Source organism: Streptomyces sp. NPDC043176 (genome assembly GCF_056436715.1).
In genome coordinates, this window is the sequence record NZ_JBWKCA010000001.1 from 282,549 (window position 1) to 303,843 (window position 21,295).

22 protein-coding genes are annotated in these 21,295 nt (G+C 71.7%); 12 read left to right on the top strand and 10 right to left on the bottom strand.

The genetic code is table 11. The annotated features are described in order from the left end of the window. Positions 1 to 10: 10 nt before the first annotated feature. From AC067A_RS01300 to AC067A_RS01315, 4 genes are all read left to right on the top strand, one after another. Positions 11 to 1,288 (top strand): extracellular solute-binding protein, encoded by a 1,278-nt coding sequence (locus AC067A_RS01300; RefSeq protein ID WP_478612847.1) that lies wholly within the window; start codon positions 11 to 13, stop codon positions 1,286 to 1,288. 75 nt (positions 1,289 to 1,363) lie between these two features. Further along, positions 1,364 to 2,356 (top strand): carbohydrate ABC transporter permease, encoded by a 993-nt coding sequence (locus tag AC067A_RS01305; RefSeq protein ID WP_478612849.1) that lies wholly within the window; start codon positions 1,364 to 1,366, stop codon positions 2,354 to 2,356. Continuing rightward, positions 2,353 to 3,231 (top strand): carbohydrate ABC transporter permease, encoded by an 879-nt coding sequence (locus AC067A_RS01310; protein ID WP_478612852.1) that lies wholly within the window; start codon positions 2,353 to 2,355, stop codon positions 3,229 to 3,231. Before AC067A_RS01305 ends, AC067A_RS01310 begins: the two co-directional genes overlap by 4 nt. Positions 3,232 to 3,240: 9 nt before the next feature. Further along, positions 3,241 to 4,770 (top strand): glycoside hydrolase family 3 protein, encoded by a 1,530-nt coding sequence (locus tag AC067A_RS01315; protein ID WP_478612855.1) that lies wholly within the window; start codon positions 3,241 to 3,243, stop codon positions 4,768 to 4,770. Positions 4,771 to 4,851: 81 nt separating this feature from the next. Here the strand turns inward: AC067A_RS01315 and nagB are convergent, their stop codons facing one another. After that, entirely contained in the window at positions 4,852 to 5,637 is a 786-nt protein-coding gene (gene nagB / locus AC067A_RS01320) for a glucosamine-6-phosphate deaminase (protein ID WP_478612857.1), read from the bottom strand. A gap of 709 nt (positions 5,638 to 6,346) precedes the next feature. On the opposite strand from nagB, the gene AC067A_RS01325 reads away from it, so the two are divergent. Beyond that, complete coding sequence (locus tag AC067A_RS01325) at positions 6,347 to 7,813, top strand: sensor histidine kinase (RefSeq protein ID WP_478612859.1); 1,467 nt, start codon at positions 6,347 to 6,349, stop codon at positions 7,811 to 7,813. Between the two features lie 245 nt (positions 7,814 to 8,058). Here the strand turns inward: AC067A_RS01325 and AC067A_RS01330 are convergent, their stop codons facing one another. After that, positions 8,059 to 8,316 (bottom strand): WhiB family transcriptional regulator, encoded by a 258-nt coding sequence (locus AC067A_RS01330; protein WP_003953983.1) that lies wholly within the window; start codon positions 8,314 to 8,316, stop codon positions 8,059 to 8,061. A gap of 318 nt (positions 8,317 to 8,634) precedes the next feature. Further along, positions 8,635 to 9,603 (bottom strand): diacylglycerol/lipid kinase family protein, encoded by a 969-nt coding sequence (locus AC067A_RS01335; RefSeq protein WP_478612861.1) that lies wholly within the window; start codon positions 9,601 to 9,603, stop codon positions 8,635 to 8,637. A 107-nt stretch (positions 9,604 to 9,710) separates the two neighbouring features. Between AC067A_RS01335 and AC067A_RS01340 the strand changes: the two genes are divergently transcribed. Continuing rightward, positions 9,711 to 10,127, top strand: a complete 417-nt coding sequence (locus AC067A_RS01340; protein WP_478612863.1) for a hypothetical protein — start codon at positions 9,711 to 9,713, stop codon at positions 10,125 to 10,127. 1 nt (position 10,128) lies between these two features. Here AC067A_RS01340 and AC067A_RS01345 read toward each other — a convergent pair whose 3' ends face one another. The 3 genes from AC067A_RS01345 to AC067A_RS01355 form a co-directional block, all read right to left on the bottom strand. After that, positions 10,129 to 11,079, bottom strand: coding sequence for an RNA polymerase sigma factor SigF (locus AC067A_RS01345; protein ID WP_478612865.1), 951 nt, complete (start codon positions 11,077 to 11,079; stop codon positions 10,129 to 10,131). 77 nt (positions 11,080 to 11,156) lie between these two features. Continuing rightward, entirely contained in the window at positions 11,157 to 11,570 is a 414-nt protein-coding gene (locus AC067A_RS01350; protein WP_019889334.1) for an ATP-binding protein, read from the bottom strand. Between the two features lie 405 nt (positions 11,571 to 11,975). Next, a complete protein-coding gene (locus tag AC067A_RS01355) occupies positions 11,976 to 12,236 on the bottom strand; it encodes a UBP-type zinc finger domain-containing protein (RefSeq protein WP_478612868.1) in 261 nt (86 codons plus the stop codon). Between the two features lie 39 nt (positions 12,237 to 12,275). Between AC067A_RS01355 and AC067A_RS01360 the strand changes: the two genes are divergently transcribed. Continuing rightward, positions 12,276 to 13,868, top strand: a complete 1,593-nt coding sequence (locus tag AC067A_RS01360) for a Na+/H+ antiporter (protein WP_478612870.1) — start codon at positions 12,276 to 12,278, stop codon at positions 13,866 to 13,868. Between the two features lie 94 nt (positions 13,869 to 13,962). Here AC067A_RS01360 and AC067A_RS01365 read toward each other — a convergent pair whose 3' ends face one another. Together AC067A_RS01365 and AC067A_RS01370 are read right to left on the bottom strand one after the other, a co-directional pair. After that, positions 13,963 to 14,853, bottom strand: coding sequence for a 1-aminocyclopropane-1-carboxylate deaminase/D-cysteine desulfhydrase (locus AC067A_RS01365; RefSeq protein WP_478612873.1), 891 nt, complete (start codon positions 14,851 to 14,853; stop codon positions 13,963 to 13,965). A gap of 28 nt (positions 14,854 to 14,881) precedes the next feature. Further along, the gene (locus tag AC067A_RS01370; protein WP_478612875.1) at positions 14,882 to 15,472 is read right to left on the bottom strand and encodes an N-acetylmuramoyl-L-alanine amidase; all 591 of its coding nucleotides are present in this window, start codon (positions 15,470 to 15,472) and stop codon (positions 14,882 to 14,884) included. Positions 15,473 to 15,723: 251 nt separating this feature from the next. Between AC067A_RS01370 and AC067A_RS01375 the strand changes: the two genes are divergently transcribed. Both AC067A_RS01375 and AC067A_RS01380 read left to right on the top strand, forming a co-directional pair. Continuing rightward, positions 15,724 to 17,139 (top strand): family 2B encapsulin nanocompartment shell protein, encoded by a 1,416-nt coding sequence (locus tag AC067A_RS01375; protein ID WP_478612878.1) that lies wholly within the window; start codon positions 15,724 to 15,726, stop codon positions 17,137 to 17,139. Positions 17,140 to 17,233: 94 nt separating this feature from the next. Continuing rightward, a complete protein-coding gene (locus tag AC067A_RS01380; protein ID WP_478613494.1) occupies positions 17,234 to 18,277 on the top strand; it encodes a family 2 encapsulin nanocompartment cargo protein polyprenyl transferase in 1,044 nt (347 codons plus the stop codon). Positions 18,278 to 18,398: 121 nt separating this feature from the next. Here the strand turns inward: AC067A_RS01380 and AC067A_RS01385 are convergent, their stop codons facing one another. Beyond that, complete coding sequence (locus AC067A_RS01385; RefSeq protein ID WP_478612880.1) at positions 18,399 to 18,974, bottom strand: TetR/AcrR family transcriptional regulator; 576 nt, start codon at positions 18,972 to 18,974, stop codon at positions 18,399 to 18,401. Positions 18,975 to 19,098: 124 nt separating this feature from the next. On the opposite strand from AC067A_RS01385, the gene AC067A_RS01390 reads away from it, so the two are divergent. The 3 genes from AC067A_RS01390 (at position 19,099) to AC067A_RS01400 (ending at position 20,470) form a co-directional block, all read left to right on the top strand. Further along, complete coding sequence (locus tag AC067A_RS01390) at positions 19,099 to 19,680, top strand: dihydrofolate reductase family protein (RefSeq protein ID WP_478612883.1); 582 nt, start codon at positions 19,099 to 19,101, stop codon at positions 19,678 to 19,680. Between the two features lie 73 nt (positions 19,681 to 19,753). Then, positions 19,754 to 19,993, top strand: coding sequence for a hypothetical protein (locus tag AC067A_RS01395; RefSeq protein WP_478612886.1), 240 nt, complete (start codon positions 19,754 to 19,756; stop codon positions 19,991 to 19,993). A gap of 42 nt (positions 19,994 to 20,035) precedes the next feature. After that, the gene (locus AC067A_RS01400) at positions 20,036 to 20,470 is read left to right on the top strand and encodes a DUF6304 family protein (RefSeq protein WP_478612889.1); all 435 of its coding nucleotides are present in this window, start codon (positions 20,036 to 20,038) and stop codon (positions 20,468 to 20,470) included. A 170-nt stretch (positions 20,471 to 20,640) separates the two neighbouring features. Here AC067A_RS01400 and snpA read toward each other — a convergent pair whose 3' ends face one another. Continuing rightward, positions 20,641 to 21,291: a snapalysin gene (snpA, locus tag AC067A_RS01405; RefSeq protein WP_478612892.1), complete on the bottom strand. Its 651-nt coding sequence runs from the start codon at positions 21,289 to 21,291 to the stop codon at positions 20,641 to 20,643. Positions 21,292 to 21,295: the final 4 nt, after the last annotated feature.

Sequence of the window (21,295 nt, forward strand, 5' to 3'; positions counted from 1 at the left end):
GGAGGGTGGCGTGAAGCGCAAGCTCATCGCGGCGATCGGCGTCGCGGGCATGATGGTCTCGATCGCGGCGTGTGGGGGCTCCGACAAGTCCGGAGACAACGCCGGCGGCGACGCCAAGGAGCTCACCGTCTGGCTGACGGTGGACGCCCAGAACAACTGGCCCGAGCTGGTCAAGGCCGCCGACGACGCGGTGACCAAGAAGCACCCGGGCATCAAGATCAAGCACGAGTACTACGGCTGGCCGGACAAGAACACCAAGCTCGACGCGGTGCTCGCCACGGACAAGGCCCCGGATGTTGTCGAAATGGGCAACACCGAGATGATCAGCTACATGGCCAAGGGCGCCTTCGCCGAGGTCGACGCGTCGAAGTTCGCGAACTCCGACAAGTGGCTCGACGCCCTCAAGGACTCGGTCACCTACAACGGCAAGACCTACGGCGTCCCCTACTACGCCGGTGGCCGCGTCGGCACCTGGCGCAAGGACGTCGCCGCCGAGGCGGGCGTCAAGGCCGCCCCGAAGACCTGGGCCGAGCTGACCGCCGCCCTCGACGCCATCCAGGCGAAGAAGGGCGACAAGTTCAGCGCCTGGTACCAGCCGTCGCCCGACTGGTACGCCGCGATGTCCTTCGTCTTCGACGCGGGCGGCTCCATCGCCAAGCAGGACGGCGAGACCTGGAAGGCGAACCTCTCCTCGCCCGAGTCCGTCAAGGGCCTCACCGAGTACAAGAACATCCTCGACAAGTACATGCACGGCGACAAGACGAAGGACGAGTCCGACCGTCCCGTCGTCTTCGGCCAGGGCAAGTCCGCCACGATCTTCGCCGCCGGCTGGGAGGGCGCCACCGCCGCCGACCCGAAGTCCGACAAGGTCGGCGGGCTGAAGGACAAGCTCGAGAACTTCGTGATGCCCGGCCCGAACGGCAAGCCCCTCCCGGTCTTCCTCGGCGGCTCCGACCTGGCCATCCCGGTCAAGTCCAAGGCGCAGGGCGTCGCCGGCGAGTGGATCGCCGCCTTCACCGGCGCCGAGGGCCAGAAGGGCCTCATCGCCAAGGGCAACCTGCCCAACAACAAGGCCGACCTCGCCCCGCTGAAGAGCGACCCGGCCACCGCCGTCGCGGCCACCGCCGCCGAGTCGAGCTACTTCGTCCCGACCGCTCCGGGCTGGGGCCAGGTCGAGAAGGCCCAGATCCTCAAGACGATGCTCATCGACATCGCCAAGGGCAAGTCCGTCGAGGAGGCCGCCAAGGCCGCCGACACCGCGATCGACAAGGTCATCAACACCAAGTGACCTACGGGCAGGGCCCCGTCACCGTGACGGGGCCCTGCCGCCCGTACCACGAGAGGGATCGCTGAGGAGCACGGGATGAGTGCCGCAGACACAACCACCGCGAAGGTGCCGCCGGTGCGGCAATCGCCACCCTCCGGCTCCGCAGCCGGGGTCCCGGGGAAGCCCGGCAAGAAGTCGAACGGCGGGGCAGGCGTCCCATGGCTGCTGCTCGCGCCATGTCTCCTCGTCCTGCTCCTGGTACTGGGCTACCCGCTGGTCCGCCTGGTCGCCCTCTCGTTCCAGAAGTTCGGCCAGCCCCAGCTGTGGGGCTTCCAGGAAGCGGAGTCGGCCGGCTTCGACAACTTCACCAAGATCCTCGGTGACGGAGAGTTCTGGGCCGTCGTCCTGCGCACCGTGATCTTCGCGGCCGGCGCCGTGATCGTCACCATGGTCCTCGGCATGATGATCGCCCTGCTGCTCCAGCGCGTCTCGGGCTGGGTCAAGGCGCTGATCAACATCGTGCTCGTGGCGAGCTGGGGCATGCCCATCATCGTCGCCACCGCCATCTTCAAGTGGCTCTTCGACGCCGACTACGGCGTGCTGAACTGGCTGCTCAGCCGCATCCCCGGCGTCGACATGATCGGCCACAACTGGTTCGCCAGCGGCCCGCAGGGCCTCGCCGTCATCATGCTGCTGGTCGTCTGGGGCGCCGTCCCCTTCGTCGTGATCACCCTGAGCGCCGGCCTCACGCAGGTGCCCAAGGAGCTCGAGGAGGCCGCCCGCCTGGACGGAGCCGGCGCCTGGGGCGTCTTCCGCTTCGTCACCCTGCCCATCCTCAAGCCCATCATCGTCATGCTGACCACGCTGTCGGTGATCTGGGACATGGGTGTCTTCCCGCAGGTCTACGTGATGCGCAACGGCCACCCGGAGCCCGAGTTCCAGCTGCTCACCACGTACTCCTTCGACCGGGCGTTCGTCGTCAACGACTACGGCACCGGCTCCGCGATCGCGCTCGTCACGGTCCTGCTGCTGCTCGGCGTCGTCGCCGTCTACATGCGCCAGATGCTCAAGATCGGAGATGTGGAGTGAGCGCCGCCAACGCCACGGCAGCCCCGGCCAAGTCGCCGGCGCCGGCCGTCACCCACCGCCGCAAGTCCAAGCTCGGCTGGAACCTCCTCGGCCTGCTCGTCGTCGCCACGGCCGGTTTCCCGGTCTACTGGATGCTCAACACGGCGTTCAAGCCGTCCAAGGACGCGATCGACCCCGACCCGAAGTTCTTCCCGTCGACCTTCACGCTCGAGAACTTCAAGCGCGCCCTCGACATCGCGGACTTCTGGGGCCCGGTCGTCCGCAGCCTCGTCGTCTCCCTCGTCGTGGTCGTCATCGGCATCGCGGTCGGCCTGCTCGCCGCCCTCGCGATCTCCCGCTTCGCCTTCCGCGGCCGCAAGATCGTGATCGTCGGCATCCTCGCGGTCCAGATGGTCCCGCTGGTCGCCATGATCATCCCGGTCTTCCTGCTCCTCAACGACCTCGGTCAGTACGACAGGCTCACCGGCCTGATCATCACCTACCTGACCTTCATCCTCCCCTTCACGGTGTGGACGCTGCGCGGCTTCATCGTCAACATCCCGAAGGAGCTGGAGGAGGCCGCCATGGTCGACGGCTGCACCCGCACCGGCGCCTTCGTCCGGGTCGTCTTCCCGCTGCTCGCGCCCGGCATGGTCGCCACCTCCGTCTACGGCTTCATCCAGGCGTGGAACGAGTACCTCTACGCCCTCATGCTGATGAGCCAGCAGAACCAGACGGCCACCGTCTGGCTCAGCAACTTCATCACCAAGAACGGCACCGAGTACGCCCCGATGATGGCCGGCTCCACCATGATGGCCGTCCCCATCGTGATCCTCTTCCTGCTCGTCCAGCGCAAGATGGCCGCCGGCCTGACCGCCGGCGCGGTGAAGGGATAACCGAGCCCCATGACCACTCTCGTACACGGCTCGGACACCCTGACGCGTGACGCGCTCACGGTCCTCCAGCCCGGCTTCGTCGGCACCACCGCCCCCGACTGGCTGCTCCGCCGCATCGGCGAGGGCCTGTCGTCGGTCGGCCTCTTCGGCCGGAACATCGTCACTCCCGGCCAGCTCGCCGCGCTCACCGCGCAGCTGAGGGCCGAGCGGGACGACGTCCTCGTCGCCATCGACGAGGAGGGCGGGGACGTGACCCGCCTGGAGGTCAAGGAGGGCTCCTCCTTCCCCGGCAACTACGCCCTGGGCAGCGTCGACGACGTCGAGCTCACCCGGGCCGTCGCCCGCGAGCTGGGCCGCAGGCTCGCCCGGTGCGGCGTCGACCTGAACTGGGCGCCGTCGGCCGACGTCAACTCCAACGTCGAGAACCCGGTCATCGGCGTCCGGTCCTTCGGGCCGGACCCGGACCTGGTCGCCCGGCACACGGTGGCGTACGTCGACGGCCTCCAGGGCGTCGGGGTCGCGGCCTGCACGAAGCACTTCCCCGGACACGGCGACACCAACGTGGACTCCCACGACGCGCTGCCCCGGATCGATGTGGACCTCGCCACACTGCACACCCGTGAGCTGGTACCTTTCCGCGCCGCCATCGCCGCGGGTACCAAAGCGGTCATGAGCGCGCATATCCTGCTGTCCGCGCTCGACCCTCACCGTCCGGCCACCCTGAGCCCGCAGATCCTCACCGGTCTGCTGCGCCAGGAGCTGGGCTTCGAGGGGCTGATCGTCACCGACGGCATGGAGATGCAGGCCGTCGCGGCGACGTACGGCATCGAGCGCGGATCCGTCCTCGCGATCGCCGCGGGCGCCGACGCCATCTGCGTCGGCGGCGGGCTGTGCGACGAGGACACCGTGCTGCGGCTGCGCGACGCGCTGGTCGGCGCGGTACGGACCGGTGAACTGCCCGAGGAGCGGCTGGCCGACGCCGCGGCGCGCGTGCGCGCCCTGGCGGCCTGGACCCAGGCGCACCGGGCCAGGGGCGGGGCTGGGACGGTGTCGGGCGCGGCAGTGCAGGAGGGGACCGCGCCCGGCACCGACATCGGACTCGTCGCGGCCCGCCGGGCCCTCAGGGTGACCCGGGGGGAGCGGCCTCACACGCCGATGACCAGCGCTCCCTTCGTGGCCTCCTTCACGCCCGTCGCGAACTTCGCGGTCGGCGACGAGACGCCGTGGGGCATCGCCGCGGAGCTGGAGCGCCTGCTGCCCGGCACGGAGACCGGATCGTACGACGAGTCCTCCGCCGTGGACGAGGTCCTCGCGGCCGCGGGGGAGCGGCGGATCGTGGCGGTCGTCCGGGACGTCCACCGGTACCCGTGGATGACCGCGGCCCTGGACCGCCTCCTCGCGGCCCGCCCCGACAGCGTCGTGGTCGAGATGGGCCTCAACGAGGCGGAGCCCCGCGGCGCGCTGCACATCGCCACGCACGGAGCGGCCCGGGTCTGCGGTCGCGCGGCCGCCGAGGCCGTCGTGGGCACCGGCGCCTGACGGCTCCGGCTCCCGTACGCGAAGGGGCCCGGCACCTGAGAAGGTGCCAGGCCCCTTGGTGCGACCGGGAGAGCGGGCGGTTCAGATGCCCTGCCAGGCGGGCTTGGCGGCGAACGTCTGGCGGAAGTACTCCGCGAGCTTCAGCTTGGACGCGGCGGCCTCGTCGACGACGACCGTGGCGTGCGGGTGGAGCTGGAGCGCGGAGGCCGGCACCAGCGCCGACACCGGGCCCTCGACGGTCTGCGCCACGGCCTCGGCCTTGCCCTCGCCGGTGGCGAGCAGCACCAGGTGACGGGCCTCCAGGATGGTGCCGATGCCCTGGGTGATGACGTGGTGCGGCACCTGCTCGATGTCGTCGCCGAAGAAGCGCGCGTTGTCCACCCGGGTCTGCTCGGTGAGCGTCTTGATCCGGGTGCGGGAGGCGAGCGAGGAGCACGGCTCGTTGAAGCCGATGTGCCCGTCGGTGCCGATCCCGAGGATCTGCAGGTCCACACCGCCGGCCTGGGCCAGCGCCTCGTCGTAGGCCTCGCAGGCCGCCTGGACGTCCTCGGCGGAGCCGTCGGGGCCCATGAAGGCGTCCTGGGAGAGGCCGAGCGGCTCGACGACCTGGCGGAGCACGGTGGAGCGGTACGACTCCGGGTGACCGGCGGGCAGGCCGACGTACTCGTCCAGCTGGGCGATCCGGGCCCGCGAGGCGTCCACGGAACCGGCCGTGACCTGGGCGACGAGGGCGTCGTAGATCGGGATCGGAGTCGAACCCGTCGCCACGCCGAGCAGCGCGTCGGGCTTGCGGCGCAGGAGGTCGGCGATGCCGTCCGCGATGAGCTCGCCGCCCGCCTTGGCGTCCTTGACGATGACAACTTCCACGCTGTGCCTGCCGATCTGGTGAGGGGCCGGTGAGGGGCCATGTGGTATAGACCAATCAAAGGCCAAATCTAGCAGAGGAGAGGCCTTCTCCTCATGCCGTTCCACCCCACGGACGGCCATCGCCTCCATCGTCGACCGCACCCGACACCCCAGCCACTCGAAGCCCTCCCGTCCCATCGGAAACGCGCCGCCGTGGCCCCCCGAACGCCGGTCCGGCCTTCCCCTGAGGGCCCGCGAAGGCGCGACGGCGCGACAGCGTGATGGCGTGACGGCGTGACGGCGTGACGGCCGGGGAGGTCGCGGCCTGCCCCTGCAGGGAAGCGGCCACACGCACCTGCCCGGCGACGGCGGGGGAGTGAGAGGGAAAGGGGGCCTCGGAACGGCCCCGGAAACACCCGCGGGCCGCGGCGCCTGACGGGACCCTCAGCCCGTCCGGCACCGCAGCCCGGAGTTGCCCGGCCGGGGGTGTGCGGTCCCTCGGCCGTTGTGGGAGGTCTCGACGCAGTCAGGGCAGAGAGCGTCGGGTACCTCGTTCCATCCTCCTGTGCGGGGAGGATGGAGGCTTGGTTGCGTTCATTGTGGACTAGACCATTCTTGTCTGTCCATCCATGCGAACGCGGTGCTTCCGGGCCCATCCTCCAACACGGAGCCCCGGAGATCCAGGTTCACCGCCCCTGAATTCCGCGGGTACGCTCGCATCGTGCCCTCCATGAACGACCTCGTGCGCCAGCACACCGCCCTGAGCGACTCCGACCTCGAGTGGCTCCACCTGCTGGTGTCGGAGTGGCAGCTGCTCTCCGACCTCTCCTTCGCCGACCTCGTCCTCTGGGTCCCGACCCTCGACGGCACGCGGTACGTCTCCGTCGCCCAGATGCGGCCGAACACCGGCCCCACCTCCTACCAGGACGACATGGTCGGCCATCTGGTGCCGCGCGGCCGCCGTCCGCTGCTCGACGCCGCGCTCGACGAGGGCCGGATCGTCCGCGAGGGCGACCCCGAGTGGCGCGAGGAGGTCCCGGTGCGGGTCGAGTCCATCCCCGTGCGCCGCGAGGGCCGGGTCCTCGGCGTCATCGCCCGCAACACCAACCTGCTGACCGTCCGGACCCCCTCCCGGCTGGAGCTCACCTACCTCCAGTCGGCCTCCGACCTCGCCCAGATGATCGCGGCCGGGACCTTCCCCTTCCCGGGCGAGCAGGTCGACATGGACTCCTCGCCCCGGGCCGGCGACGGACTCGTCCGCCTCGACGCGGAGGGCGTCGTCCAGTACGCGTCGCCCAACGCCCTCTCCGCGTACCACCGCCTCGGCCTCGCCGCCGACCTCGTCGGCCAGCACCTCGGCCAGATCACCGCCGAACTCGCCCCCTCCCGCGGGCCGGTGGACGAGGCCCTGGTCACCCTCGCCTCCGGCTACGCGCCGCGCGAGTTCGAGGTCGAGGGCAACGGCGGGGTCATCCAGCTGCGGGCCATCCCCCTGAAGCCCAAGGGCACGCGCATCGGTTCGCTCGTGCTGCTCCGTGACGTCACCGAACTGCGTCGCCGCGAGCGCGAGTTGATCACCAAGGACGCCACCATCCGGGAGATCCACCACCGGGTGAAGAACAACCTCCAGACGGTGGCCGCCCTGCTGCGCCTCCAGTCCCGCCGGATGGACTCCGACCGCGGCCGTGAGGCCCTCAACGAGGCCGTGCGGCGCGTCGGTTCGATCGCCATCGTCCACGAGACGCTGTCCCAGAACCTGGACGAGCGGGTGGAGTTCGACGAGATCGCCGACCGGGTGATCGCGATGGTCGCCGAGATCTCTCCGGGCAAGGTGACCTGCCGGCGCTCCGGCCGCTTCGGCATCCTCGACGCCGAGGTCGCGACCCCGCTCTCCATGGTCCTGACCGAGATCCTGCAGAACGCGCTGGAACACGCCTTCGCGCAGGGCGAGCAGGGCACCGTCGAGGTCACCGCCGTGCGCGGCGAGCCCAGGGCCGACGCCCGGCTCCTGATCACCGTCCAGGACGACGGCTGCGGTCTGCCCGACGGCTTCGACCCGCAGCGGGCCGGCAACCTCGGCCTGCAGATCGTACGAACCCTGGTGGAAGGGGAGTTGGGCGGTTCCTTCGACATGCTCCCGGGCGCCGAACGCGGCACGAAGGTGGTCCTCGACGTTCCCGTGCAGCCGCAGAAGTAGCGTCCTCGGAACCGGTTTCCGCAGAAGTGGCGTCCGCGGAACCGGTTTCCGCCGAAGAGGCGGCCACCGAAGGAGCGGCTTCGGGAGGGGCGGCCCCGGAACCGGCGCGCGGACACAGCAGCGAGCCCCGACCGAAGGGATCGGCCGGGGCTCGAATGCTGTGGGTTACTGCTGCGCGCTGCGGCTCAAGGGCGGTGATTGCACACGCGATGTGTGCGCCGCCGGCCTCAGGCTGTCGGTGGTCGTCAGGCGCTGGCGTTACGCGCCCGGTTGCGAGCGGCACGGCGCTTCATCGCGCGGCGCTCGTCCTCGCTGAGGCCACCCCAGACGCCGGAGTCCTGGCCGGACTCGAGCGCCCACTGCAGGCACTGCTCCATGACGGGGCAGCGGCGGCAGACGGCCTTGGCTTCCTCGATCTGCAGCAGCGCAGGACCGGTGTTGCCGATGGGGAAGAACAGCTCGGGGTCTTCCTCACGACAAACGGCGTTGTGACGCCAGTCCATGGCTGCTACCTCTCTCAGTGTTACGTGCCAGTTGCTTGTGAATGTGAACGCTTTCACGAATCCCCCCGCAAGGGAAGGGCCGACTGCCAGGTGAACTGGTGTGGTCCTGATTACTGAGGAGGGGTTCTGGCTCTCAGTGGAGGCCGGTGTTGCGGGCCGTCCCGATCGCCAAGAAGAGACTCCCAAACCCCGGCAACGGATACAACCCCTTCCGGAAAGTTTTTTTTGATTCCTCGGTGTCGGCTAGGTCACAGCCGTACTTCTAAGGGGTGGATGCGCGCCTAAACGTTCGAGTGAAAGGACTTTGGGCCCTTCCGCTCACACAATCACACGCAGTGCACGGCGTACGCCTGTGAACGTCACGCTCGTACGCAGTCCCAGGTGGTCTCCGTCCATCTGCAGAGGGAGGGGGACCTTCGAATGCAAGGTGAAGTCGGTCAGGTCGTGCAGAGTCACGGCGTGCTTGCCCCGCGGGCCCCGCTCGGGGGTCGAGGTGAGCAGCTGGGTGGCGTACCGGGCCACCGCCGGAGTGGAGAGACGGCTCAGTCCGAGCACGTCGAGGGCTGTCTCGAAGGAAGCCTCCGGGGACGCGTACACCGGGCGATTGCCCAGGTAGGTCCAGGGGGAGGTGTTGCAGATTATGGAGAGGACCAGGTCCTCGACCGGCTCGGCCCCGGGGCGTTCCAGGGTGATCGTCCCGTGCCGGCGGTGCGGGTCCTCCAGGAACTGGCGCGCCACCTGGCGCAGATAGAGGGCGTGGGTGGATCTCTTCCCGCGCTCCCGCTGCTGTTCGACCCGGCCGACGACGCCCGCGTCGAATCCGAGACCGGCGCAGAAGGTGAACCAGCGGGACGGCACCGCCTCGTCCTCGGTGCCCGGCGTCCCCGAGGCGAGACCGAGGCTCACGGTGCGTGCCCGGCGCTCGCGCAGCGCGTCGAGCAGGGCGCCGGTCGCCTCCACGGCGTCGTTCGGCAGACCGAGCGCGCGGGCGAAGACGTTGGTCGAGCCGCCCGGGACCACCGCGAGGCCCGGCAGCCGGTCGGGGTCGGGCCCGTCGTGCAGCAGCCCGTTCACCACCTCGTTCACCGTGCCGTCGCCGCCGAGGGCCACGACCAGGTCGATGTTGCCCGTGTCGGCGGCACGCCTGCCCAGGTCGCGCGCGTGGCCGCGGTACTCGGTGGTGACCGCCTCCAGCTTCATCTCGCTCGCCAGCGCGTGGATGAGCACGTCACGGGTGCGGGCACTGGTGGTGGTGGCTGCCGGGTTGACCACGAGAAGTGCGCGCATGACCGCCAGCGTACCTACCCGGCGGTACCGGGCCCAGCCCAGCCGTGCTCCGGCGACCCGCACCCGGCCCGCCCGGGGGCCCGTCCCGCCCGGCTACCCTGCCTTCCATGAGCAGCACGGAGCAGACCCCGCGACCCAACCGTCTCACCGCCGCGGCGGCCGTGGCCGGCATCGAGGGCCTCGGACTCCTCGCCGGGGGCGTGTACATGCTGGTGCACGCCCTGACCGAGAAGGCCGGCGACCTCACCGGGGCGCTGACCGGCGCGGTGACGCTCGTCGCACTCGGCCTGATCCCGCTCGCCGCGGCCCGCGGGCTGTGGCTGCGCCGCTCCTGGAGCCGCGGTCCGGCCGTCATCACCCAGATCCTGGCGCTGCCGGTCGCCTGGCAGATGCTCCAGGCGAACAGCGCGATGATCCCGGCCGGCGCCGTCCTCGGGATCCTGGCGGTCACCGGGCTCGTCCTGCTGGTGAACCCGGCCACGACCGAGGCGCTCGGCATCCGGCGCCCCGGTCGGGAAGCCTGACCTACTCCTCCACCAGGAGCTTCTCCCGCAGCTGCGCCAGGGTCCGGGCCAGCAGCCGGGACACGTGCATCTGCGAGATGCCGACCTCCTGCGCGATCTGCGACTGGGTCATGTTCCCGAAGAAACGCAGCAGCAGGATCCGCTTCTCCCGGGGCGGCAGGCCCTCCAGGAGCGGCTTGAGCGACTCGCGGTACTCGACCCCCTCCAGGGCCTCGTCCTCCGCGCCCAGGGTGTCCGCCACCGCCGGCGACTCGTCGTCCGTGTCGGGGACGTCCAGGGAGAGCGTCGAGTAGGCGTTCGCCGACTCCAGGCCCTCGAGGACCTCCTCCTCCGAGATCCCGAGCCGCTCGGCGAGCTCGTGCACGGTCGGTGACCGGCCGTGCTGCTGGGACAGCTCCGCCGTCGCCGTGGTCAGCGACAGCCGCAGTTCCTGGAGCCGGCGCGGCACCCGTACCGCCCAGCCCTTGTCGCGGAAGTGCCGCTTGATCTCACCGACGACCGTGGGCGTCGCGTACGTCGAGAACTCGACCCCGCGGTCCGGGTCGAACCGGTCGACCGACTTGATCAGGCCGATGGTCGCGACCTGCGTCAGGTCGTCCAGCGGCTCTCCGCGGTTGCGGAAGCGCCGGGCCAGGTGCTCCACCAGCGGCAGGTGCATCCGGACCAGGCGGTTGCGGAGCTCCGCCTTCTCCTGGGAGCCCTCCGGCAGCTCGCGGAGCTCGAAGAAGAGGGCGCGGGCGCCGCTCCGGTCGTGCGGATCGGGGACGACGTGGGCGTCCGGGAGCTCGTCGGCCTCGTCGGCCTTGTCCGCCTCGGCGGCGTGCTCGGCCGTCTCCACGACCCCGGCCGCGCCGCTCGGGGCCTGCTCGCTGCCGGGCGCCCCGGGCGTCCCGGGGGCCTCCGGGACACCTGGGGCCCCGGGAACCTCGTGGTGCTGCTCGTGCTCGCTCATCTGGTCCGCCCGCTCCATAGCGACCTCATGCGGCCGCGCCTGCTGCTCAGGGATGCCGGCCGTCGCGTCCCCGCTCCTCACGCCGGGCCTGGCCCCGCGCCGCGCTGTTTGTACAGGCTGATCGAGACCGTACGGTCATCGGCCACCGACGACTCCACCTTTCCGGCCAGTGCCGACAGCACCGTCCAGGCGAAGGTGTCCCGCTCGGGTGCCCGGCCGTCCGTGGTGGGGGCGGACACCGTCACGTCCAGGGAGTCGTCGACCAGCCGGAAGACACAACTGAGGACGGAGCCCGGCACGGCCTGCTGGAGCAGAATGGCGCAGGCCTCGTCGACCGCGATCCGCAAGTCCTCGATCTCGTCGAGGGTGAAGTCCAAGCGCGCCGCGAGGCCGGCCGTGGCCGTACGCAGCACGGACAGATAGGCACCCGCAGCGGGCAGCCGGACTTCCACGAAGTCCTGGGTCCCGGGCTCGCCTGCGATCTGGGACACCCTCACCTCCAAGGTGGCACAAGCTCATTCGGGGTCCGGGGGGAGAAGCCCCCGGACCGGGCGGTACGCAGGGGGCTGCGCGGTCCGCCGTGACGCTATCGCGATCCGTCCCGCCGTGTCGCCGTGAGCCCCCCGGCCCCCGATCACGCTCGTCACCCATGGTAGGCCCATGGGCGCGGACGGTGGGCAGAGGTCTGCGGGGGCCGAAAACGAGCGACCGGCGGAGGGAGGACGTACCCAACCCCGAGGCGGTCGAACCGCGTCCGCACCGAACCGTGTCCGAGGGCGTACGGCCGGGACGGCCAGGCGACGGCAGGACCGGGGCCGAACCGTCCCGGCGGGCGGGCGGACTGCCGGGACGGCCCGGCGGTGGGACGGCCGGCACCGGACCGCGGCGACCGGTCTTCAGACGATCGACCCGTCCACGAAGCACCAGCGCCAGGCCTCGCCCGGCTCGAAGGTCCGCATCACCGGGTGGCCGGTCGAGGAGTAGTGCCCCGTCGCGTGCCGCCCCGCCGAGGAGTCGCAGCAGCCCACGTGGCCGCAGCTCAGGCAGAGCCGCAGCTGGACCGGGTGCGTGCCGTCCGCCAGGCACTCGGGGCAGGTGTCGGCCAGCGGCGCCGGTTCGGGGCGCGGCATTTCGGCTACGTGCGGGCACTCGCTCATGATGGCCAGGTTACGTGGCGGCACGAATCGGGGACGGGCATGGACGCACTGCAGCTGGTGGCACTGGTGGCGGCGAGCGCCGCCATCGCGGGGTTCGCCCGCAGGACGCCCGTACCCGCGCCGCTGCTCCTGGTCGCCGCCGGCCTCGCCGCCGCGTACGTCCCGGGGGTGCCGGACTACACGCTCGACCCGCACATCGTGCTGCCGCTGATCCTGCCGCCGCTCCTCTACACGGCCGCCCTCGACTCCTCGTACCTCGACCTGCGGGCCAACATCCGGCCGGTCGCCCTGCTCTCCGTCGGATACGTCCTCTTCGCCACCGTGGCCGTGGGCTGGCTCGCGTACGTCCTCGTGCCCGACCTGCCGCTGACCGCGGCGCTGGTGCTGGGCGCGGTGATCGCCCCGCCGGACGCGGTGGCCGCCACCGCCATCGCCCGCAGGCTCGGCCTGCCCCACCGGATCACCACCATCCTGCAGGGCGAGTCCCTGGTGAACGACGCCACCGCGATCACCGCGTACAAGGTGGCCCTCGCGGCGGCCGTCGGCGAGGGCATCAGCTGGGCCGGCGGCCTCGGGGAGTTCGCGCTCGCGGCGATCGGCGGCATCAGCGTCGGCCTCGTCCTCATGGTCCCCATCCACTGGCTCCGCTGCCGCCTGGGCGAGGCCCTCCTCCAGAACACCCTCTCCCTCCTCATCCCCTTCGTCGCCTACGCGGCGGCCGAGGAGGTCGGCGCCTCCGGCGTCCTCGCCGTCGTCGTGGTCGGCCTCTTCCTCGGCCACCGGGCGTACCAGGTCGACTTCGCCACCCGGCTCCAGGAGGAGGCCGTCTGGAAGATGGTCGCCTTCGTGCTCGAGTCCGCCGTCTTCGCCCTGATCGGCCTCCAACTGCCCTACGTCGTCCAGGGCCTCGGGCAGTACGGGATCGGCGAGGCGGCCTGGTACGCCGTCGGGGTCTTCGTCGCCGTGGTGCTCGTCCGGTTCGTCTGGGTCTATCCGGCGACCTTCCTGCCCCGGTGGGTCTCGGGGAAGGTCCGGGAGCGCGAACCGGGGGTCGACTGGAAGGCACCCCTCGTCGTCGGCTGGGCCGGCATGCGCGGAGTGGTCTCCCTCGCCATCGCGTTCTCCATCCCCGTCGTCACCGACGGCGTGGAGTTCCCCGCCCGCAACCTCGTCCTCTTCCTCACCTTCACCACCGTCATCGGCACGCTGGTGGTGCAGGGCCTCACCCTGCCGCCGCTCATCCGCCTCCTGCGCCTTCCCGGACGGGACGCGTACGCCGAGACGCTGGCCGAGGCGCAGGCCCAGAGCGAGGCCTCGCGCGCGGCGGAGGAGCGTCTCGACGCGCTCCTCACCGACGAGCGCAACGCCCTGCCTGCGCCCCTCGCCGACCGGCTGCGCACCGTCCTGGAGCGGCGCCGCAACGCCGTGTGGGAGCGGCTCGGCGCCGTCAACGAGGTCACCGGCGAGACCGTGGACGACACCTACCGGCGGCTGTCGCGCGAGATGATCGACGCCGAGCGCGAGGTCTTCGTCCAGCTGCGCGACGCGCGCCGGATCGACGACGAGATGATGCGGACCCTCCTCCGCCGCCTCGACCTGGAGGAGGCGGCCGCCTACCGGGAGACCGACTAGGCATCCCCGGAGAGCCCCCGTCCGCCGCGGTCCGCCCGCGGCCGACGGGGAGCCCCCGTCCGTCGCCCGCCGGGTGCGCTCCCGTCGCCGCCGCCTAGGGTGCTCCCGTCACCACCGCCGCGAGGCGGCTGCCCGGCGGGAAGGCGCCCTCTTCTGCGAGGGTGACGAGGCCGTACAGCATTTTGGCGACATACAGCCGCTCGATGGCGAGTCCGTGCCGCGCCTCGAAGTCCTGTGCGAAGGCCTCCAGGGCGGGGGACGTGCGCGCGTAGCCCCCGCAGTGGAAGCGGTCGTCGAGGGCCCAGTCGCCGCGTGGGCCGCCGAACGCCGCCGCCTGGAGGGCCCGCACCTCCCCGCCGAGGAAGCCGCCCTTCAGGACGGGGACGCCCAGCGCCCGCTGCCCCGGGGCGAGCCCGGCCGCGAGCCCCGCCAGGGTGCCGCCCGTGCCGCAGGCGACCGCGACCGTGTCCGCCAGACCGGAGAGCTCCCGCCCCAGCGCCTCGCACCCCTGGACGGCGCGTTCGTTGCTGCCGCCCTCCGGGACCACGTACGCGCCCGCGGGGGCCCGCTCCAGGAGCTTCGCGAGCGTGGCCGGGTCGTTCTTCGCGCGGTACGTGGTCCGGTCCACGAACTCCAGCCGCATCCCGTCCGCCGCGCAGCGCGCGAGCGACGGGTTGAGCGCGCGCCCGGCCAGCTCGTCGCCCCGCACGATCCCGACCGTGGGGAAGCCGAGCAGCCGGCCGGCGGCGGCCGTCGCCCGCAGGTGGTTGGAGTACGCGCCGCCGAAGGTGAGCACGGGCCGCCCGTCCGCCGCGCGCAGGTTGAGAGCGAGCTTGCGCCACTTGTTGCCCGGCAGGTCGGGGTGGATGAGGTCGTCCCGCTTGAGCAGCAGCGTCAGCCCGCGCCGGGTGAAGCGCTCGTCCTCCACCGGCTCCAGGGGCGAGGGGAGCCGGGGCCGCAGGCGGGAGAGGTCGAACGCGTTCACCCGGCCATTCTCGCCGTCCGCTCCGCGGTCAGCGCAGCAGGTCGGCGACCCGCTCCCGCATCGAGGCCATGGTGAAGCCGCGCGGGTCGACCTTCCCCGGCTGCCACTCCAGGTGCCCGATCACCGAGCGGTGCGTCCAGCCGTGCGCCCGGCACACGGCGGCCGCCGCCTTCGCGATGGCCTCCAGCTGGACCTTGGGCCACGGGTCCTCGCCGTCCCCGAGGTTCTCGCACTCGAAGCCGTAGAAGTGGCGGTTGCCGTCCGTGGTGGCCTCGTCGTCCGGCGGGAGCCGGCGCTCGGCGATGACCGCCCGGAGCACCTCGTCGTCGCCGAGCCCCGCGTGGTTGGCGCGCCCGTAGCCGACGAGGTGGACCGTGCCGTCCTTGGCGATGACGCCGTGGCAGAGCGGTCCCGGCAGGGCCTTGTGGCCGTCCCGGCAGATCCGTACGGTCGCGGCGGTGCCCCGGGTCACGGTGTGGTGGATCATCACCCCGTGCACCGGGCCCCAGGGGCCCTTGTGGTTGCGGTTGTGGGTGGACCAGTCGCCGACCTTGACGACCGTCAGGCCCTCGTTGCGCAGCGCGCCGAGGAACCTGGTCGCGGTCATGGGTGAGGCCATGGCGGACTCCCTTCTGGGGACGTGAACCTCCGGAGTACCGGAGTCCGGCCCTCCGCTGCCATCCGTTCGGACCGTGTGCGAGCCGATCCGGACAGGGCGTCAAGGGGCCCGTGGGGCTGCGCTGTTCGGATGGAAATCAGGTGACATTCCCCGAAGATCGTCGAACAGTCCCACCCGAATGTGTAATGGCGCCGACACGCTCCGTGCTGAAAGGCTTCGTCTCGCAACTCAGTCATACGAGAGGGAGTTCCATGTCCGTTGGTTCGGTTGGCGACGACGTCCGCGCGGAGCAGCAGGCGCCGCAGCAGAGTCTCGGCACCGCCGCCGCGCGGAACCTCGCCACGACCACCAAGTCGGCCCCGCAGATGCAGGAGATCACCTCCCGGTGGCTCCTGCGCGCGCTGCCGTGGGTCCAGGTGCAGGGCGGCACGTACCGGGTGAACCGGAGGCTCAGCTACTCCGTGGGTGACGGCCGGGTCACCTTCGTGCAGACCGGGGAGCGGGTCGCCGTCATCCCGGCCGAGCTCGGCGAACTCCCGGCCCTGCGCGGCTACGAGGACGAGGAAGCCCTCACCGAACTGGCGGCCCGCTGCACCCAGCGGGAGTACGCGGCGGGCGAGATCATCGCCACCGCCGGCACCCCCGCCGACCGCGTGCTCCTCCTCGCGCACGGCCGGATCGAGCAGATCGGCGAGGGGCCCTACGGCGACGAGGCCGTCCTCGGCGTCCTCGCCGACGGCGCCTACCTCGGCGAGGCCTCGCTGGTCCGCGAGGACGCCAGCTGGGAGTGGACCGCCCGGGCCGCCACGTCCTGCACGGTCCTGGAGCTCACCCGGGGCGACGTGCGCAACCTCGCCGACCGGGCCGTCTCCCTCGCCGCCCACCTCGCGACCGTCGCCGCCCTGCCCGACCAGCGCACCAACAACTACGGCGAGGCCGCCATCGACCTCTCCGCCGGCCACGTCGGCGAGGCCGTCGTCCCGCACACGTACGTCGACTACGACGCCTCGCCCCGCGAGTACGAACTGAGCGTCGCCCAGACCGTGCTGAAGGTCCACAGCCGCGTCGCCGACCTCTACAACCAGCCGATGAACCAGACCGAGCAGCAGTTGCGGCTGACGGTCGAGGCCCTCCGCGAGCGCCAGGAGTACGAGCTCGTCAACAACAAGGAGTTCGGCCTCCTCTCCAACTGCGACTACGGGCAGCGGATCCAGCCGCACGACGGCGTCCCCAGCCCGGACGACATGGACGAGCTCCTCTCCCGCCGGCGGGGCTCCAAGCTCTTCCTCGCCCACCCGCGCGCCATCGCCGCCTTCGGCCGCGAGCTCAACAAGCGCGGCCTGGTGCCGGAGACCATCGACGTCAACGGCAACCGCATCCCGACCTGGCGCGGCGTCCCGATCTACCCGTGCAACAAGATCCCGGTCTCCGACGCCCGTACGACCTCGATCATCTGCATGCGTACCGGCGAGGCCGACCAGGGCGTGATCGGCCTGCACCAGACCGGCCTGCCCGACGAGATCGAGCCCAGCCTCTCCGTCCGCTTCATGGGCATCGACGAGCAGGCGATCATCTCGTACCTGGTCACGGCCTACTACTCGGCGGCGGTCCTCGTCCCGGACGCGCTCGGGGTCCTGGAGAACGTCGAGGTCAGCCGCTGGCGCTGAGTTGGCGACGCCCGGGGGCGGGGACCGAACCCTCCCGCCCCCGGGCGTCACCGGGCCCGCCGCCGCGCAGGATGCGAAGGAAGAGACCGTGACCATGACCAGCGCGGATGCCGTCACCGACGGTCAGGGGGCCGTGCGGCTCCTGGACCAGACGCGCACCGCTGTCCATCCCCAACTGCGCTCCACCGTCGAGTCCCTGCCGGGCTCCATACGCCGTGTGGCCATGTACCACTTCGGCTGGGAGCGGGCCGACGGCACCCCGGACGCGGGGCAGGCGGGCAAGGCCATCCGGCCCGCGCTCGTCCTCGCGGCCGCGCGCGCCCTCGGCGCCGAGACGGCCCAGGCCGTGAAGGCCGCGGCCGCGGTCGAGCTCGCGCACAACTTCACCCTGCTCCACGACGACATCGTCGACGAGGACCCCACCCGCCGGCACCGCCCCACCGCCTGGACCGTCTTCGGGATCCCGGACGCCCTCATGGCCGGGGACGCGATGAGCGCGCTGGCCCTGCGGCTGCTCGCCGAGGACCCGCACCCCGCCTCCGCGGCGGCGTCCGCACGGCTCGCCGCCTGCATCATCGAACTCTGCGCCGGCCAGCAGGCCGACTGCGCCTTCGAGCAGCGCGGCCCCCGCGAGATCTCCCTCGATGAGTGCCTGGCCATGGCCGCCGCCAAGACCGGAGCCCTGCTCGGCTGCTCCTGCGCCCTCGGCGCGCTCTACGCGGGCGCGGGCGAGGAGGAGGTCGCGGCGATGGACGCCTTCGGCCGGGAGGCGGGGCTCGCCTTCCAGCTGATCGACGACCTCATCGGCATCTGGGGCGACCCGGACCGTACGGGCAAGCCGGCCGGCGCCGATCTGGCCGCCCACAAGAAGTCGCTGCCCGTCGTGGCGGCGCTGACCTCGGGCACCCCGGCCGGCGACGAGCTGGCCGAGCTGTACTCCCGTCCGACCCTCGACGCGGCCGCGGTACGGGCGGCGGCGGACGCGGTGGAGCGGGCCGGCGGACGCGACTGGGCCCAGGCCCAGGCGGCCGAACGCATGGGCCGCGCCGTCGAGTACCTGGCCCAGGCGGTCCCGGACCTGGCGGCCGCGGGAGACCTGCTCGCCCTCGCGGAGTTCGTCACCCGGCGCACGCGCTGATCGGGCCGCGGCCGGCCGGGCCTCGGCGGAGTCGGTCGTACGGCGCACGCGCCGATCCGGGCCGCGGCCGGTCGGGCCTCGGCGGGGTTCGTCGTACGGCGCACGCGGCGGCCGCGGCCGGTCAGGCCTCCGGGACGATCCGGGCGACCACGGTCTCGATCAGGTCGTCGAGAGCCCGGTCGCCGTGCAGCTCGGGGACCGTGAAGTGGTCGAGCAGGAGTCCGGTGAGGGCGAAGTAGAGCAGCCGGACCGTGTCCGCGTCCCCGGGCATCCCGGCGGCGAGGTGTCCGCGGATGTTCTCGTCCAGGTCGGAGCGGAGCACCTTGGTGAGCTGGGTCCGCAGTTCGGGGCGGCGGACGGCTTCGAGCCGGAGCTCGAAGAGCCCGAGGTAGCAGGTGCGCTCGGCCGCCAGGCGCCGGGCGACCCAGCGCATCAGTTCCAGGACGAGTTGCCGGCCCGGCGTCGGCAGCATGGCGGTCTCCAGGGCGTCCGGGGCCGGGGTCAGCCGGACGAAGATCCGGTCGCCCACCTGGGAGAGCAGCTGGTCCCGGTCGTTGAAGTAGTTGGACGAGGTGCCCGTGGGGACCCCGGCCCGGGCGTCGACCGCCCGGAAGGTCAGCCCGCGGGCGCCTTCGTCCGCCAGTACCTCGATGGCGGCGTCGAGCAGTGCGGCACGACGTTCGGGGTTCCTCGCCACGTCGGGCTCCTTTCGGGCTGGGCACGTTCTCGTCGAACATAGGGCTTGCGTAACCACTACAGGTGAAGCACTATAACTGTCGTGGTTGCGGTCGCGGCCACGCCATCCGACGAAGAGGACCGGTTTGCGCAAGCTCACGTACTACATCGCCTGCACCATCGACGGCTTCATCGGCGACCCCGAGGGCGACGCCACGTCGATGTTCAAGTACGCCGACGGCCCGTACATGGAGTGGATGGGGACCGAGTACCCCGAGGCCATCCCGACACAGGTCCGGGAGGTGCTCGGCATCGACGGCGAGAACAGGCACTTCGACACGATCGTGCAGGGGATGGGGTCGTACCGACTCGCCCTGGACATCGGCGTCACCAGCCCGTACGGCCACCTGCGCGAGTACGTGGCCACCCGCTCGACGGCCGAGTCGCCCCACCCCGGCGTCGAGCTGATCGCCGACGACCTCGTCGGCCGCGTCCGCGAGCTCAAGGCCGAGGACAGCCCCCTCGACATCTACCTCTGCGGCGGCTCGACCATCGCCGGCGAGCTCATCGAGGAGATCGACGAGCTGGTCATCAAGACCTACCCGCAGGTCTACGGCACCGGCATGCCGATGTTCGGCGCCGGCTTCGAACCCCGCGACTTCGAACTGGGCGAGGTCCGCGCCTTCGACAACGGCGTGCTCGTCCGGACGTACACCAGGAAGCGGTAGCGCTCCGTCCGGCCCGCGACGGCGCCCGCCCCGCCGGGACGCGCCGTCCGGCGTGCCGTCCTACCCTGGAGGCATGGGTGACGAGGTGCCTCATACGACGCGGGACCCCCTCGCCGAGCCGAAGTGCCCGGCCTGCGGCCGTCGACGTGCGGTCATGGCCACCCGGCACAAGGTCCTCGGGGCCTGGGTGCCGGAGTGGGAAGTGCAGCCCTGCCGCAACCCCGAGTGCGAGCTGTACGAGGGTGCGGAAGCCGCGAGCACGCACGTGACCGGCAAGAACGGCGAGATCGGGAGAAGTCCGGCCACCGGGTGACCGGCCGCGCGCCGGAGCCGGTCATACCGCTACAGTCCGCGCATGTCATCGGAGTCGACAGAAGTCTGGACCGGCTGGTACCGGGACCGCAGCGGCGCGGAAGCGATCGTCATCACGGCCGACGGGCGGCACGTCGCCACCCGGATCAGGGGGGTCGAGTACACCGGCGAGAGCTTCGCCGTGCTGACCGCCGCCGGCGAGGGCGCGGCCGGCCTGAGCGGGCACGCCCTCACCGGCTGCGTCCTGGAGTGGGACCTGCCGCTCCCCGTCCTCCTGGACGGCGTCGCCCAGCAGGCCACCCTCGCCTGCCTGCTGACGCTCGGTGAGCGCGCGGACCTCAGCCTGACCCTGCACTACGGCGGAGCCGCCTTCGAGGCGTGCGTCGCAGGAGGCGACTTCGACGGGGCGCTCGACCTCGTCCGCCGCCAGCTGCCGCCCGGTGCGGACTTCGGCCGCCGTCTCCTCCTGACGGCCTGACGGCCTGACGGCCTGACGGCCTGACGGCCTGACGGCCTGACGGCCTGACGGCCTGACGGCCTGACGGCCTGACGGCCTGACGGCCTGACCGCCCGGCGGGGCGCGGAACCCGAACGGAACGGCGGCGCCCCGCGCGGGGCGCCGCCGTCCGTCGCTCACGTGCGGTCGGTTCAGGCGGTCTTGAACGCGGAGGCGAGGCCGTAGCGCCACAACTGGTCGACGCGTGAGCGCTCCTGCGCGTTCGGCTGGGCGTTCGTGCACGACGTGCCGGGGCCACCGCCCGACATCAGCTCGCTGCACGGGCCGCTGTAGTGGTCCGGGAGACCGAGCACGTGCCCCGTCTCGTGGGCCGTCACACGGGTGGAGTTGTACTGCTGGTTCTGCCGGTAGTCGAGGAAGATGTAGCCGTTGCCGTGCCCGTCGGTGCTGGCGTACGAGCCGCGGGAGTCGTTGCCCTCGTAGTACGCGAAGTCCGGGTTGCTGCCCTCCACGAGCCGGACGTTCACCACCGAGCTGTTCCAGATCTGGGTCGAGCGGGCTATCTGGGTGCGGAACGTGGGCGCGTTGGCGGCGCTGTAGACGACGGTGACGGCGGTCGCGCCCGGGGTGGCGGCCCGCTTCTTCGCCACCGACTTCACGACGGCGTCGAAGAAGGCCTGGTTGGCCTTGGCCTCCGCGGTCGAGCCGGCGTACGCCACGGCGGCGGTCTCGGCGGCCCGGGCCGGGGCCGTGGCGGCCGCCGGGGCCGTGCCGAGGGAGGCGGCGAGGCCGACGCCGAGGGTGGCGGTCAGCAATGAGGTGAGGACCTTGGGGTGACGCATGGGG

Excerpts from the sequence above, each read along its gene's own strand:
- AC067A_RS01305 (WP_478612849.1), top strand. The coding sequence starts at position 1,364 with ATGAGTGCCGCAGACACAACCACCGCGAAGGTGCCGCCGGTGCGGCAA.
- AC067A_RS01315 (WP_478612855.1), top strand. The coding sequence starts at position 3,241 with ATGACCACTCTCGTACACGGCTCGGACACCCTGACGCGTGACGCGCTC.
- AC067A_RS01325 (WP_478612859.1), top strand. The coding sequence starts at position 6,347 with ATGAACGACCTCGTGCGCCAGCACACCGCCCTGAGCGACTCCGACCTC.
- AC067A_RS01330 (WP_003953983.1), bottom strand. The coding sequence starts at position 8,316 with ATGGACTGGCGTCACAACGCCGTTTGTCGTGAGGAAGACCCCGAGCTG.
- AC067A_RS01335 (WP_478612861.1), bottom strand. The coding sequence starts at position 9,603 with ATGCGCGCACTTCTCGTGGTCAACCCGGCAGCCACCACCACCAGTGCC.
- AC067A_RS01340 (WP_478612863.1), top strand. The coding sequence starts at position 9,711 with ATGAGCAGCACGGAGCAGACCCCGCGACCCAACCGTCTCACCGCCGCG.
- AC067A_RS01345 (WP_478612865.1), bottom strand. The coding sequence starts at position 11,079 with ATGAGCGAGCACGAGCAGCACCACGAGGTTCCCGGGGCCCCAGGTGTC.
- AC067A_RS01355 (WP_478612868.1), bottom strand. The coding sequence starts at position 12,236 with ATGAGCGAGTGCCCGCACGTAGCCGAAATGCCGCGCCCCGAACCGGCG.
- AC067A_RS01360 (WP_478612870.1), top strand. The coding sequence starts at position 12,276 with ATGGACGCACTGCAGCTGGTGGCACTGGTGGCGGCGAGCGCCGCCATC.
- AC067A_RS01370 (WP_478612875.1), bottom strand. The coding sequence starts at position 15,472 with ATGGCCTCACCCATGACCGCGACCAGGTTCCTCGGCGCGCTGCGCAAC.
- AC067A_RS01375 (WP_478612878.1), top strand. The coding sequence starts at position 15,724 with ATGTCCGTTGGTTCGGTTGGCGACGACGTCCGCGCGGAGCAGCAGGCG.
- AC067A_RS01380 (WP_478613494.1), top strand. The coding sequence starts at position 17,234 with ATGACCAGCGCGGATGCCGTCACCGACGGTCAGGGGGCCGTGCGGCTC.
- AC067A_RS01395 (WP_478612886.1), top strand. The coding sequence starts at position 19,754 with ATGGGTGACGAGGTGCCTCATACGACGCGGGACCCCCTCGCCGAGCCG.
- AC067A_RS01400 (WP_478612889.1), top strand. The coding sequence starts at position 20,036 with ATGTCATCGGAGTCGACAGAAGTCTGGACCGGCTGGTACCGGGACCGC.
- snpA (WP_478612892.1), bottom strand. The coding sequence starts at position 21,291 with ATGCGTCACCCCAAGGTCCTCACCTCATTGCTGACCGCCACCCTCGGC.